This is a genomic window from uncultured Polaribacter sp., assembly GCF_947497695.1.
In the GTDB taxonomy this organism is placed as follows: Bacteria; Bacteroidota; Bacteroidia; order Flavobacteriales; family Flavobacteriaceae; genus Polaribacter.
This window is the reverse complement of the sequence record NZ_CANMHM010000003.1, coordinates 81,607-96,579: the sequence shown is the minus strand read 5'-3', so window position 1 is coordinate 96,579 and position 14,973 is coordinate 81,607. Positions and strand designations below refer to the sequence as shown.

Genomic DNA, 14,973 nt, shown 5'->3' with positions numbered 1-14,973 from the left:
TAATTATATTTTTAGTCTTTTTTGCCATTTATTAAAAATTTCACTAAACTTTAATGACCATTCATCAAATGTTAATATTTGTTTGCCTAACGATTCATTTTTCCAACCTTTTTGTATTTGAATCCTTGCAATTTCCATGGCATTTATCCAATTTTCTGTTAAATTAGGTTCTTCAATTAAAATTCCATCACTTTTAGTAAAAAAATCCTCTACACCACCATTTTTTGCTGCCACAGAAAAACACCCTGAACATATTGCTTGAGATAAACTTAATCCAAAACCCTCTTTCCAAAGGGTTGGGAATAAATATATATGAGCACATTTATAATATTTATGAACATTAAAACTTTCTACTTGTCCTACAAAAATAACGTTAGGTATTTGTAGATCTCTTTTTGCACCAACAACCAACAAAACACTATTTTCTTTATTAAATATTTTCCATGCATTTAAAATAATTGACAACCCTTTTTTCTTTCTGTCATGAGAAAGCCAAAGGAAAACTGTTTTTCCTTTTAAATTATATTTTTTTGAAATTTCATCATCTCCACCCCTTTTTATTGCTGAAAAAATATTTTTATTAATAGGGTTATTAATAATTGAAACTTCTGGTGTAAATTCATTATATATATCCTTGTTAAAATGATAAGCAGATTTTGTTAAAAAAATAATTTCATCAATATTTTTAGAAAATTTTAAATGTTCTCTAGGTTTTAAAAAATAGGAATAACCACAACTATAAAATATTAATGTTACCTTATCTTTTAAAGAATTTATATCTAAATAATCACTTACAGCATTTGATAGTTTAATATTATCAATAACACATAGTATAATTTTGTCATAATTTTCTAAAATTAAACTTATTTTTAAAAGGAAATCTGAATATCTTTTTTTTGGAAAAAATTTACGTTCAAATCTTGAATTTTTATTTTTAGAATTGTAAAATTTTGAAGATGATTTTATTGTTTTTTTTGTTTCACTGCAAATTACATAATCAACATTATTACTAGCACTTTTTAAATAGTATTCAATACGTTGAGTCCATGATCCATTTTTATGGCTGGGGATACTTTGTTCGGAAACAATTACGTTTGCTATTTTCATTTTAAAATTATAAATATTTAATAAAATATTATGTTTATAGATACTTTCGAATATTTTTTAAAAAAAGGGTTAGTTTTTGGTTAAAAAATTAATCTTTATAACTTCTATAATTAAACTCAGGGTAATAAAAACATTTATAACCTTTTTTTATAAAAAGTACTAAAAAGGTTCCAAAAATAATTTTTAAAAAATATTTATAACTTACTTGTGATGACCTAAAGTAACTATAAAGTTTTTTTATTTCTTTTACACTAAAAGAATATCTTTTTTTAAATCCTAATCCTTTAATAATTAAAATGTTATAAAAATTAACAGACTGTCTATAAAATAAGTATTTATAAATATTTACTTTATTTTTAATTTTACTAGATTTAACAGTTTTATAAGCAATATCAAAATAAATCATATCAGACATTTGTAATCTGTGGTTTGATTTAAAATTAGTTGTTATACCTCCATTTGTAGATAGCCTAATTAAAAACAATGGTTTTTCTAAATAAAAGTAATTCGGTGATTTGCCCAAAACTCTTAAATGAAACTCTTTTTCTTGAGATCTTTTTAAATTTTCATTAAAAAGTAAATTATGTTTAATAAGAAAATCTTTTTTCCATAATGGAGATGGTGTAAAAAAAGAAAGTCCGTTTAGTAAATAATCTTCGATATAATTTGTAGAATTTATAACCAAAGGCCTATAAACCTCAATTATATTATCAATACTATTTAAAAATGAAGCCCCTAAACAGGCACAAAAGTCATAATCTTTATTTAATAATAATACTTTTATTTTATCTGATAAAAAATTGGGTAGCATTATATCATCACTATCAAACCAATTTACATAAGCCCCTTTACTAAGTTTCAATCCATAGTTTCTTGCTGCATTTCCACCTCTTAATTTATTGGCGGGTCTTTTAACAAAAATAAACCTAGCGTCTAAATCTTTATATTTATTAATTATTTGTTTAAAATTATCTACACTACCATCGTCAACAATAATACACTCCCAATTTTCATAGGTTTGATTAATAATACTATCTAAAGTTTCGCTAATTATACTTGCCCTGTTAAAAACAGGTATTATTATTGAAATTAGAGGTTTACTATTCATTCTAAATTATTTTAATTTAAGATAATGAGGTCCTTTTAATTTATTTTTTTGATAGCTTTTTCTAATTTCTAATTCAGCTAGTCTTAACAATCTTAAATTGTTAAACTCTCCTAAAACAGTTTTAAATTTTAAAAAAAATACATTTTTTAAAACTTGTTTATAAATAAAAGTCTTTTTTGATTTTATTTTTAAAAGTCCGTTATTATTAATATTTCCAAAACTAACTTTATAGCTAATTAACTGTTGCTTAAAATAACCTTTGGAGTACTTTTTAATTATTGTTTTATTTCTAAACTCTCTGTCATGAATAACCTTTGCTTTACTAACTACACCCACTTTATATTTATGAAATTCCATTCTTTGACATAAATTATCATCTTCTCCGTACAAAAAAAACATAGTATCAAACCCACCAACTTCTAATAAAACTTTTATTGGAATTAACCATGAAGCAGCATTTACAAATGGCACTTTATAGACATCTTTTAAATCATTATTTAATACATAATCTGAATAAAAATTTTTATTTTTTGGGCTATTTAAGTAATTAGAAAATTTTTCATCTAATAAATTTTCTTTTTTATTTATATGAATAGGACTTAAAATGCCGTAGTCTAAATTATTTAAATGTACATTAACCAATCTATCTATTACATTACCAACTAAATAAGCGTCTTGATTTAATAAAAAAACATAATCACAACCAGTATTTATTGCATAATTTATGCCTATATTATTTGCTCTACCAAAACCTAAATTATTTTTTTGTTTTAAAATAATAACTTCAGGATAATTTACAGAAATATAACTCACCGTTTTATCATTAGAGTTATTATCTACAACGATAACTTTATAACCTTTACAACTATCTAGACATTCTTTTATCCAAGTCATTGCATTATAGGTAACAATAATAATATAAACTTCTTTCAAACCTAAACTTGGTATTATATATTAAATTAATTCTTTTATAACATTATAAATCTTAGGTGATTGTTCTTCAATTGTGTAATTTTTAAAATTTTCACGAGCTATTAAACCATCATCTATTATTTTTTTACGATTGTTATAATAATTAATAACCTCATCTGCCATTCTAGAAATACTTAAGTAAGGTACAATTACTCCTCCACCTTTTTTTAGAACTTCTTCTGTACCTGTAGCTCCTTTAAAACAAATAATTGGTGTTCCTAAATTACCAACCTCTATACATACTAATGGAAAAGGATCTTCTCTAGAAGTCATTAAAAATATGTCAAACAAATTAAATTCTTTTTCTGGGTTTTTAAATTCACCTTTAAAAAAAACTGTTTTTTCTAAATCTGCTTTAATAATATCTGCCTCTAATTCTAAAGCTATTTTTTTATTCGATTTTTTTCCTATCCAATTAAATTCAATATTGGCATTAGGTAACCTAGATATTACTGCTTTTGCAACACAAATAAACAAATCATACCCTTTTCTATGATTGATATTACCAGAGGCTCCTACGATCATTTTTTTCTGATCATTTTTATTTTGTTTTTCTAAAGAATTGATTTTTTTCAATTTTGAAAAAGGGTGAATAATTTTTGTTTTGTTAATTAGAACATTATAATTGTAAACAATATTTGTTTGTACGAGTGAAGAAACACAAATAAAAAAATCAACTAATTTACTTTGATTAAAAAAACTAGGACTATATAATTTTACACTAACACTTAATTCGTGTAAATGTAAAATAAGTTTTGTATTTTTAAATTCTTTTTTTAATTGAGAGGAAAAATCTAAACTTAAGATAGAGTTAGCATAGATTAAATGATATCCTTGTTTTTTTAATTGACGTATTAAAAAATTTTTATTTTCTTTCTTGTAAGTTGTTCCAATAATTTTGAAATAAATTTTTTTTAGAATTGATTGTTTTTCTTTTTTATCAAGTAAATAAAAGTTATCTACTATTTCCTTAAAATCATTATCTAAATATCCTGAAGCTAGACTTAAACAATCTATTTGTAGTTCTGTTTCTACTAATCGTAACCATTTTATAAAGTTTAGTAAAACTAGAGGGGCGCCAGTACGACTTGACTCATGTGTAATAAAAAGTATTTTTTTCAATTTTATTGCTTTATTATTTTTTTTATACTAACGTACAAATTTGTTAAATATAATACTACTTTATTAGGCTGAGGGTTGTTGTGATGTATTAAAAGCTTTGCATAAACATAAAAAAACCTTAATGGAGTATATCTTAAACAAAACTTTAATGCATGAGGTGATTGAACATCAAACTCACCATTTATTCTACTTGATTTATTATTTTCTACAAAAACAAAACAACCTAAAAATTCTTCTATTTTTATAGTTTTAAAAAAATAAAAAGCTCTTAGTAAAAACCAATAATCCATTGTGTAGTGTTCATCTACAGGGAAATCACCAATCTTTTGTTGTACTTTTCTTTTGTACATATAACTAACAGGGTTTAAAGGAAACCTTCCTTTAAGTACAGATAAATCTTTCCAAGAAATTGTTGCATTTACCCGTGGCTCTTTTAAACCTTTTTTTTCTAAATGTAAATTTCCAACTATTATATCTATTTTTGGGTTTTTAGTAAAATTAGTAATTAAAGTTTTAAAAGCATCAGGGTAAAAATAATCATCAGAGTTTAAATAAACAATAAAATCTCCTTTGCTTATTTTAAAAGCTTTATTCATTGCATCTGACTGACCTTTATCTGATTCAGAAACCCATTTTAAATGCTTATGTCTTTTTAAGATATTTACTGTGTTATCAGTAGAATTTCCATCAATAATTATATGTTCCCAATTTTTATAAGTTTGAGATAACACACTCTGAATACTACGCTCAATATAGTCTCCTGAATTAAAACTAGGAGTTAAAACACTAATTTTCATAAACTATAGTTTTTATTGTTTTTCTGTAATACTCTTGAATAAATTTTCATATGCTTTTGCTTGAATATCTAAATTATATTTATCAAAAGCGTCTTTAAAAATATCTTCTCTTTTATATTTATATATGTTATCTAAAAACTGATTTATAGTTTCTATTAATGCCCCAACACTAATTTCTTTAGTTATTAACCCATTAACTCCATTTTGTATCATCTCTGGTATTCCACCAACAGGAAATCCTATCACAGGTGTACCACACATTAATGATTCTAAAACCGTATTTGGTAAATTATCCATTAAAGATGGTATTACAAAAACATCTGCTGCAGAATAAGCCAAACTCATTAAATGATCTTCTTTTAAAACACCTAATTCTATGATGTTTGAGAAATTGGTTTTTAAATTATTTTTACCTATAACACACAAAACAACATCTTTGTTATTAATACTTTTAATAGCTCTTTCTAAAAAGACAAAACCTTTTCTATTTGCTGTTATTGAGTCTGCAACAAAAAGTATAATTTTTTTTTCTTCTGGTATATTAAAATATTCTTTTGATTCTTTTATGTTCTTCGGTTTATATATACTTGTATCTATACTATTAGCAATACAATGTATAGGCATATTTTTAAATAACTCACTTTCTTTTGCTTTATTTGCTAACCATTGTGAGGGAGATACAATATGTAAATTATTCACATCTAATAAAGCTGTTTTTTTAATTTTTTTAATTTTTTCAAAAAAAGAAAGTTCTTTAGTTGATAATATTCTTTTTTTTGGAAATCCATTATCATTAATACCCAAATATATTTCTTCATAATGCTCTCCACCTGAAAAAGGATTCATATCATGCATAGTCCAAACAATTGGTTTAGAATTGTTTTTAAAAAACGTTGAAAAATCTAAAAATTCAGAAACCCAATGAAGGTTAATAATATCAGCCTCTTTATATAAAGGAGATGCAGTAATATCAAATGATGAATTTGGTAAACTAAATAATTCTAAATTATTTGACCTTTCTGTTAAAAATTTATCATATTTGGATTGATAAAAATTATATTTTTTTAATTTTCTTTTAACTTTAGAAATATATTTTTTAAAAATTGTAGTTCTTTTTAATTCTAAAACATGAGTGTTCAAGGTTAAATCAATCTTTCTTTTTAAAAGAAAATCAACCTTAACGCCTCGTTTTCTCAATCCATTTGCAAGTCTTAAACTTGCTTTAGCGGCACCTCCATTATCATATGTATTTACTATAAGTATCTTCAAAGTGTTTAAATTTCACTATAATTTTCTATTAAATACTCTAAAGATCTCTTATTCTTTAATATATTCATTTCTTCTAAAAACAAATGTATTTTACCTCCTAATGTATAATCTATAGCTATAAAATTAGTTTTAAGAGTATGGGCAAATAAAACAGAATGAAATCTCATACAAATATTTAATTTAGATTTCTTCATCACTTTTACTATACTATCTACAGTAGATAGTTTTTTGTTTATAAAAATTCTTTGATCGCCTTTAAAGTATTGATCTACAAAATATCTTGAAAAATCTCTATCATCACTTCCTAAAACAAAATTATGCATATGGTGAAATTCAATTCTATCAACATTTAACCTATCAGCCTCTTCTTTTATTAAGTTAGCGATTGAACGTTCAAAAAGCTTTTTCTTTTCTTTAAAATCTTTTTTTTCGCCTAAAAAATATTCAAATGTCCAATCTCTTAAATAACAGCTTAAAATATTTTCTTTTACATCTGTAAAATTATTTGATATTTTTTCTATGTAACCTTTAGCGGGATCTCCAAAAAAAGAGGCTTTTTTATTAAAATTATAGTTGTTAAATATTTCAATACTTTTTTTATCTCTTAACTTTGTATCATCAGATAGTTTACATATTTCTTTAACTACTTGAGAAAAGAAATCAGTTTTAAGAGGTCCAATACCGCATCCAAAAATTGTAGTTTTTTTTCTATATTTTTTAGCTATTTTAAAACCAATGTATGGAACATATAATTCATTTAAATCCATTAAAGGTCCTCCTCCCATAACTATTTCATCTGAACTAGCAGAATATCTTAATAAGTCTAAATTACTTGTTGATACAACCTTAGCGTCAATATTTAATTCTAAACAAGTTCTATTTGTTATGAAAGGATATAAACTACCAATTATAAACTCTACCCGATCATTGTATTTTTGTTGATAATAGTTTAATATTCCACCAAGAATAGCTTTGTCTCCTACTGTCTCAGTCCCATACCATCCTAGTATAAAAATTCTATAAGTATTGCTATTCTTAGGTATTTTTTTTAAAATATATGAAAGATATAAAGCTAAATCTGCTTTTGAAATGGTTAATATTTTTTTGTAATAATAGTCTTTAATCTGTTTTAATTTTTCGTTGTAAGTAATTGGAGCGTGATAATCATGTATACAGTTTTTACATTTATTTTGAAGAATATTTCGTTTTTTCGAAAAATTTTCTTTGTATATTTTTAGTGATGAATCTTTAATTCCGTTACCTAAATCTGTTGCTTGAGGTGCACAATAGTTGATTTGACCTTTAGAACCTAAAACAATTCCATTACTATGATAAGGACAACCTATTAATCGATTACCTCCTAAAAGTATATTTTGTGTACTACTGTATGTTCTTTTGTAGTCCATATTTTTTTCAAATCTGAACTTGATTTTTTCAAAGAGTATAACTAAATTATATGCTTCATCTTCATCAAAATTACGGATAATTTTACCTCTATTTTGGTTATATAAGCGATTAATTGTTTCTGCTATTCTAAACCTTCCATAAATACCATTCTTTTCAGCATAATATAAAAGATCATCTGCATCCCAAGCATTAATTTTTGAAATTGTAGCTCCAAAAGATACTGGTATTTTTAGTTCATTTTTTAAATATTCTAATACCCTTATAGCAGATTGAAAATTACCTTTAACTCCCCTAACTTTGTCGTGAACTTCATGAACACCATCTATAGAAACCATGGCTGAAAAATGAATTCCATTATTCTTACATAAATTATTTATATTTTTGATGGTAAATTTTACGTCATCTTCTTTGATTGCATTTGTTATTATGCTAAGGCCTACTAAATTAGGCAATACTTTTATTAATTTTTCATAAATTTCATAAAGATCTTCCCTTAAAGTAGGTTCTCCACCTGTAACACCTACATGTGTTAATTCTGAATATAATGGATCTGTTAAAATGATACCTAATTGATCTGGAGATATTTCTAATTCTTCATCACGCCTCCAAATGTTACACATTGTACATTTAGAGTTACAACTATCAATTATATTAAGGTTTAAAACTTTTGGTTTCTTATTTATATTTAAAATAAGTTTTTCTTGTTTTTTTAACTTAATTAATTCTTTAAGTTGACTATAAAATTTCTTTAAAACATTAATTATCATTTAAAAAGCTCCTTTAGTGTTATTTTACAGTCCAATTTAAAACAGGATGAACAGTACCAGGCCATTTTTCATTAAATCCAAAACCTTTGTTTTCCATACTTTCTACCTTTATATTTAGGCAATTAGTAGTTTCAAAAAAATATCTTTTACCAGGTATTGCACCACTAACAGCAATAATATAGTTTGAATTATTTAAAAGAGAACCTGGTATCTTTACGCTAAGTGTAATAACTCCCTTACTAATACTAGTATTAGTAATATCAAAAGAGCTACTTACAAATACAATATCATCTGATAATGTCTTTACAATAAGAGCAAAACGAGAATTTTCAATCCTTTTTAAAATATTTAAAGTGATTTTTACAGTTATACTTTCATCATGAAAATAATTACTTCTAATTCTTCCTTTAGAGTCTGAACAAGCGACCTGTAAAAGTTTTACATCATTATTTCCAATATCTTGTCTAGATGAATCAAATATCCCTTGATTTCCTATAAAATTTAGTCCATTATTATTTTTATAAAACTCAATAGCATCATCACTAGAACCCTCAAAAACAGACTGACCATTATTTAAAACAACTCCTCTTGTACACAAACTTTTTACAGCAGCCATATTATGACTAACAAAGAGTACAGTTCTACCATCTGTCCCCGAAATATCTTGCATTTTACCAATTGCTTTCTTTTGAAACTCTGCATCACCAACAGCTAATACTTCATCAACAATTAAAATATCTGGTTCTAAATGTGCTGCTACTGCAAAAGCTAAACGTACAGTCATTCCACTAGAGTAACGTTTTACAGGTGTATCTATATATCTTTCACAACCAGAAAAGCTAATAATTTCATCAATTTTCGTATTAATTTCCTTTTTGGTCATACCTAAAATAGCTCCATTTAGAAAAATATTCTCTCTACCCGTCATTTCTGGATGAAAGCCTGTACCAACCTCTAACAAAGAAGCTATTCTACCATTATATTTTATAGTGCCTGTTGTAGGTCCAGTTACTTTAGATAATATTTTTAATAAAGTAGATTTTCCAGCACCATTTTTACCAATAATACCAAGAACTTCACCTTTTTTTACTTGAAAATTAATTTCTTTTAAAGCCCAAACATATTCAGAATTTCCTTTTGAAGCCCTATCGTTAGATTCACCTATCTTTAAATAAGGATCTTGTTTACCCCTAATTCTATGCCACCATTTATTTAAATCATGACTAATAGTTCCTGTACCTAAAATTCCTAAACGATATTGTTTAGAGACATTTTCTATTTTTAAAATTATGTGTTCATCCATCTTAAATTGTATCGATAAAGCTTTTTTCAGTTTTATTAAAAATTAAAATTCCAATAACCAAAACAACTATAGAAAAGCAAGTAACATAGATTAAATTATCAATTGTAAAATTACCTTGACCAATTAGCATGAACCTTGACATTTCTATCAAATGAGCCATCGGATTATAATCAACTAAATAGGTAACTCCTTTCTCTTCAAATTTACTATAAGGTAAGTTTACTAAAGAAATATACATTAATAGCGAAACACCAAATGTTACTAAAAAAGATAAATCTCTATATTTTGTTACCATCGAGGATATAATCATACCTAATCCTAAACCAAAAAACGCCATTAATAAAATTAATAATGGTAATAATATAATAAATTTATTAGGAGCTATAATCCACCCTGTAGAAACATAATAAATATAAAAACAGATAAAAATTAATAATTGAATTCCAAATTTAACAAGATTAGAAACCACTACAGATAAAGGCATAATAATTCTTGGAAAATATACTTTACCAAAAATATTTTGATTTTTCTTAAATGTATCTGCTGTGCCTGTTAAGCATTCTTTAAAATAATTCCAAGAAGTAACACCCGCTAAATTAAATAAAAATGATGGCATACCAGGGGTTTCTATACCAGCAACATTGTTAAAAATAACAGTATATATTACAGATGTAAGAAGTGGTTGAATTAAATACCAAAGTGGTCCAAGTACAGTTTGTTTATATAAGGTTACAACATCTCTTTTTACAAAAAGAACTAACAAATCTCTATATTGCCAAACTTCTTTAAGGTTTAAATCGAATAAATTATTTTTTGGCGTTATTTCAAAAAGCCACTTTTCTTTGTTCATTTATATACATTACTAAGACAAACAAATATAATTTATTTAAAGAAATTAAAACTTTATATGCTTTTCAAAATACTTCTTTTTATACACAATTAAAAAGCAAATTGTTGACAACAAATTGAAGTTTTAAAGAAAACTAAGAATAAGATAGTTACACTCAATATTTTTTTTAAATAAAAAATAAAATCCGGCTTTTTGTAGAATAAAAAAGATGATAAAACCAAAATACTAACTAAAAATAAAGAAATAACTAAAAGATTATATAAAACTCTGTATCGCCAATTCATACCCTTTTAAACCAAAACCAAATAAAACCCCTTTTGCAGCTGGAGCAATAAAGCTATGGTGTCTAAAATCTTCACGAGCATGCACATTAGAAATGTGTAATTCTACAACAGGTGTTGTAATACCTTTTACAGCATCACCAATACCAACTGAGGTATGTGTATAAGCAGCTGCGTTTAAAATAATTCCATCATATTCAAAACCTACTTCATGTAATTTATCTATAATTTCGCCTTCTATATTCGATTGAAAATAAGACAAATCAATATTGTTAAATTTTGATTTTAGCTCTTCAAAAAAATCAGCAAAAGTTTTAGAACCATATATTTCTGGTTCTCGTTTTCCTAGTAAATTTAAATTGGGGCCGTTTATTATAATTAATTTCATTGTGTAAATATATTAAATTTTAAACATAAAAAAACGGAAGCAAATTGCTTCCGTTTTTAATATAATATTTTACTCTAAAAATGATATACAACACCAGATGCTATGTTAGCGATTGTTTCGCTATTTATACTCATACTAGAATAGGTTACCTGTATTGTTACATTTTTCATAAATTCATAACCAACCATTGGTCTGTAATAAAAAGAATTATCATTTGATTCTGGAAAAACACCAAATGCATAACCTAAATCTGCTCCTACAGTGAATTTTTCAGAAACAGCATAACGTGCAACCCCTGCAAGTGGTAAATAAGTAAAATCTGCTACCCCTTGTTTTCCTACATAATAAAGATAAGAAACAGATGGACCAACTTTAAATTTATCTGATACATCAAATAAAAAGTTAACTTCACCAGACATCGCTGTAGCAAGCAGTTCATCAGCATCTGCTGTTGGATGCCCTATGTTTCCACCAATATTAAAACTTCCATTCTGTGCAACTACACTATTTAACCCTAATAATGTAAAAGCTGCAATAAGTAATATTTTTTTCATAAAATTTATTTTTAAAATTAAAGGAAAATTAATATAAATATTTGATTTAAAAAATTTTATCTCATTTTTTTCATGATAAAAAATTGATTTGATTTTTTGGCAAACATCAAAAAACACAATTCGTAAGATAAATTTCAAAAAAAATACCTTTTGATAATAGATAAAAAGCAAACATTATTATTTTTTATAGGCTTTCATAATTAATAAAAATATTATTAATTATAATTTAAATACAGTAATTTTTACATCATATTTAATTGATAGTTTTAATATCTTTATCCTATGAATTGGCAAAACGCAATTAAAGATTTTCAACTTTTTTTAAAAATTGAAAGAGGTTTATCACAAAACACTATTGATAGTTATTCTAGAGATTTAGAAAAACTAACTTTATTTTTAGAAGAAAATCAAATCGACTTTAATCCTATTAAAATTGATGAAACAACCCTTCAACAATTTATTTATGAAATTGCTAAAAATGTAAACCCTAGAAGTCAGGCAAGAATTATATCTGGCTTAAGAAGTTTTTTCGATTATTTAATTTTTGAAGATTACCGAGTAACGAATCCTACAGATTTGATTGAGGCTCCCAAAATTGGTAGAAAATTACCAGATACTCTTTCTGAAGATGAAATTAATAGCCTAATTAGTGCTATAGATCTAAGTCATCCTCAAGGAGAAAGAAATAGAACAATTTTAGAAACCATGTATAGTTGTGGTTTACGTGTTAGCGAATTAATTACACTAAAAATATCTGATTTATTTTTTGATGAAGGCTTTATAAGGGTTATTGGTAAGGGAAACAAACAACGTTTTGTGCCAATACATTATACTACACAAAAATACCTATTATTTTATATAAATGATATTAGAAACCATATAGCAACACAGAAAGGTTTTGAGGATACTATTTTCTTAAACAGAAGAGGAAAAGGATTGACAAGGCAAATGATTTTTATTATTCTTAAAAATTTAGCAATACATATAGACTTAAAAAAGAAAATAAGTCCACATACTTTAAGACATTCATTTGCTACACATTTATTAAAAAATGGTGCAGATTTAAGAGCAATTCAACAAATGTTAGGTCATGAAAGTATTACAACTACAGAAATTTATGTGCATTTAGATAAAAGTTACTTACAGAAAGTTGTAGAGAAATATCATCCAAGACGTATTTAATAGTCTTCAGTTTTCAGTAACAGTTTACAGCCAATTGTTACTTAATATTACCATTAATAGGTTTTCACAAACTATTTTTGGCACCATTACCTTATTAATAGCAAAATTATTTATAAATAAAAATCCTCCCAGAAATATGGAAGGATTTAAGAATATATTTAAAATACAAAAGTTCACAGAGATTTGTCTACTGATTTACTACTACTGAAAACTGAATACTGCTACTTAGCCACATTAACAGCTCTTGTTTCTCTAATTACAGTAACTTTAACTTGACCTGGATAGGTCATGTCATTTTGAATTTTCTGAGAAATACTAAAAGATAATTCTGCTGCTTTGGTATCATTTACTTTGGTACTTTCTACCATTACACGTAATTCACGACCTGCTTGTATTGCATAGGCTTTTTGAACACCTGAAAAACCAAAAGCAATATCTTCTAAATCTTTTAAACGTTGAATGTAAGAATCTAATACTTGACGTCTTGCACCAGGTCTTGCTCCAGAAATAGCATCACAAACTTGTACAATTGGTGATATTAAACTTTTCATTTCAATTTCATCATGGTGAGCTCCAATGGCATTGCAAACATCTGGTTTTTCACCATATTTTTGTGCCCATTCCATCCCTAATAATGCGTGTGGCAATTCACTTTCTTCATTGGGTACTTTACCAATATCATGCAATAAACCAGCTCTTTTAGCAACTTTAGAATTTAACCCCATTTCTGCAGCCATAATTCCACATAAGTTAGCAACTTCTCTAGAGTGTTGTAATAAATTCTGCCCGTAAGAAGATCTATATTTCATTCTACCTACTGCTTTTACTAATTCTGGATGTAAACCATGAACACCTAAATCTATTACAGTTCTTTTACCAACCTGAATAATTTCTTGGGTAATTTGTTTTTCTGTTTTCGCTACAACCTCTTCAATTCTTGCTGGGTGAATTCTTCCATCAGTAACTAATTTATGAAGTGATAAACGTGCAATTTCTCTACGAATAGGATCAAAACAAGAAAGAATAATTGCATCAGGTGTATCATCAACAATAATTTCTACACCTGTTGCAGCTTCAATTGCTCTAATGTTACGCCCTTCTCTACCTATAATTCTACCTTTAACATCATCAGACTCTAAGTTAAAAACAGAAACACAGTTTTCTACTGCCTGTTCTACACCTACTCTTTGTATAGTTCCTAAAACTACTTTTCTTGCTTCTTGTTCTGCTGTTAACTTTGCCTCTTCAATAGAGGTTTGTACAAAAGCCATTGCTTCTGTTTTAGCTTCATCTTTTAAAGAAGTTACTAATTCTTTTTTAGCTTCATCTGCAGATAAACCAGAAATTTGCTCTAACATATCTACATGTCGTTTGTGCATTTTATCTAAATCACTTTCTTTCTTCTCTAAAAAGTCTAGTTTTTTATCAAATTCGTTTTCTTTTTGCTCTAAAGATTTATTAAGTCTTTTGCTTTTATCTACTTCAGAGGCAACTTGAGATTCTCTATCTCTAATACGTTTTTCAACGTCAGAAATTTTCTTTTCTCTACTTAAAATTACTTTTTCATGCTCAGATTTTAGCTCAATAAACTTTTCTTTAGCTTGTAGTATTTTATCTTTCTTAACAGCTTCGGCATCAATTTTAGCTTCTTTTAAAATTGAATTTGCTTCTTTTCTAGTTGTATTCAGTAACTTTTTCCCTTTTGATTTTTCTATAGCTTTTGCTATTAAAAAACCTATAACTATTCCTATTATTGCTGCTATTATTGGCAGTACTATTCCATCCATAATTTAATTTTTGTATATAAAAAAAGCCTACATTAGTCAGGTTTTTTAAACTCCAAATATGGTTACTTATAGGACTAAC

13 protein-coding genes are annotated in these 14,973 nt (G+C 26.0%); 1 reads left to right on the top strand and 12 read right to left on the bottom strand.

From position 1 onward, the window contains the following. Positions 1-3: 3 nt before the first annotated feature. The 11 genes from Q0731_RS04735 to Q0731_RS04685 all read right to left on the bottom strand — a co-directional run bounded on the left by Q0731_RS04735 (position 4) and on the right by Q0731_RS04685 (position 11,925). The gene (locus tag Q0731_RS04735; protein WP_299060604.1) at positions 4-1,107 is read right to left on the bottom strand and encodes a glycosyltransferase; all 1,104 of its coding nucleotides are present in this window, start codon (positions 1,105-1,107) and stop codon (positions 4-6) included. Between the two features lie 88 nt (positions 1,108-1,195). Continuing rightward, positions 1,196-2,215 carry a glycosyltransferase family 2 protein gene (locus Q0731_RS04730; protein WP_299060601.1) on the bottom strand — a complete coding sequence of 340 codons (1,020 nt, stop codon included), beginning with the start codon at positions 2,213-2,215 and terminating at the stop codon, positions 1,196-1,198. Between the two features lie 6 nt (positions 2,216-2,221). Beyond that, the gene (locus tag Q0731_RS04725) at positions 2,222-3,148 is read right to left on the bottom strand and encodes a glycosyltransferase family 2 protein (RefSeq protein WP_299060598.1); all 927 of its coding nucleotides are present in this window, start codon (positions 3,146-3,148) and stop codon (positions 2,222-2,224) included. 21 nt (positions 3,149-3,169) lie between these two features. Then, complete coding sequence (locus Q0731_RS04720) at positions 3,170-4,309, bottom strand: glycosyltransferase (protein WP_299060596.1); 1,140 nt, start codon at positions 4,307-4,309, stop codon at positions 3,170-3,172. A gap of 2 nt (positions 4,310-4,311) precedes the next feature. Further along, complete coding sequence (locus Q0731_RS04715) at positions 4,312-5,106, bottom strand: glycosyltransferase family 2 protein (RefSeq protein WP_299060594.1); 795 nt, start codon at positions 5,104-5,106, stop codon at positions 4,312-4,314. Positions 5,107-5,118: 12 nt separating this feature from the next. Then, positions 5,119-6,375 (bottom strand): glycosyltransferase, encoded by a 1,257-nt coding sequence (locus Q0731_RS04710; RefSeq protein WP_299060591.1) that lies wholly within the window; start codon positions 6,373-6,375, stop codon positions 5,119-5,121. A gap of 5 nt (positions 6,376-6,380) precedes the next feature. Beyond that, positions 6,381-8,549, bottom strand: coding sequence for a polysaccharide pyruvyl transferase family protein (locus Q0731_RS04705; RefSeq protein WP_299060588.1), 2,169 nt, complete (start codon positions 8,547-8,549; stop codon positions 6,381-6,383). Between the two features lie 19 nt (positions 8,550-8,568). Next, a complete protein-coding gene (locus tag Q0731_RS04700) occupies positions 8,569-9,852 on the bottom strand; it encodes an ABC transporter ATP-binding protein (RefSeq protein WP_299060585.1) in 1,284 nt (427 codons plus the stop codon). Between the two features lies 1 nt (position 9,853). After that, complete coding sequence (locus tag Q0731_RS04695) at positions 9,854-10,702, bottom strand: ABC transporter permease (protein ID WP_299060582.1); 849 nt, start codon at positions 10,700-10,702, stop codon at positions 9,854-9,856. 255 nt (positions 10,703-10,957) lie between these two features. Beyond that, the gene (gene aroQ / locus Q0731_RS04690; RefSeq protein ID WP_299060579.1) at positions 10,958-11,371 is read right to left on the bottom strand and encodes a type II 3-dehydroquinate dehydratase; all 414 of its coding nucleotides are present in this window, start codon (positions 11,369-11,371) and stop codon (positions 10,958-10,960) included. 74 nt (positions 11,372-11,445) lie between these two features. Further along, a complete protein-coding gene (locus Q0731_RS04685; RefSeq protein WP_299060576.1) occupies positions 11,446-11,925 on the bottom strand; it encodes a hypothetical protein in 480 nt (159 codons plus the stop codon). 282 nt (positions 11,926-12,207) lie between these two features. Between Q0731_RS04685 and xerD the strand changes: the two genes are divergently transcribed. Then, the gene (gene xerD / locus Q0731_RS04680) at positions 12,208-13,107 is read left to right on the top strand and encodes a site-specific tyrosine recombinase XerD (RefSeq protein ID WP_299060573.1); all 900 of its coding nucleotides are present in this window, start codon (positions 12,208-12,210) and stop codon (positions 13,105-13,107) included. A gap of 221 nt (positions 13,108-13,328) precedes the next feature. Here the strand turns inward: xerD and rny are convergent, their stop codons facing one another. Continuing rightward, positions 13,329-14,894: a ribonuclease Y gene (gene rny, locus Q0731_RS04675; protein ID WP_299060569.1), complete on the bottom strand. Its 1,566-nt coding sequence runs from the start codon at positions 14,892-14,894 to the stop codon at positions 13,329-13,331. Positions 14,895-14,973: the final 79 nt, after the last annotated feature.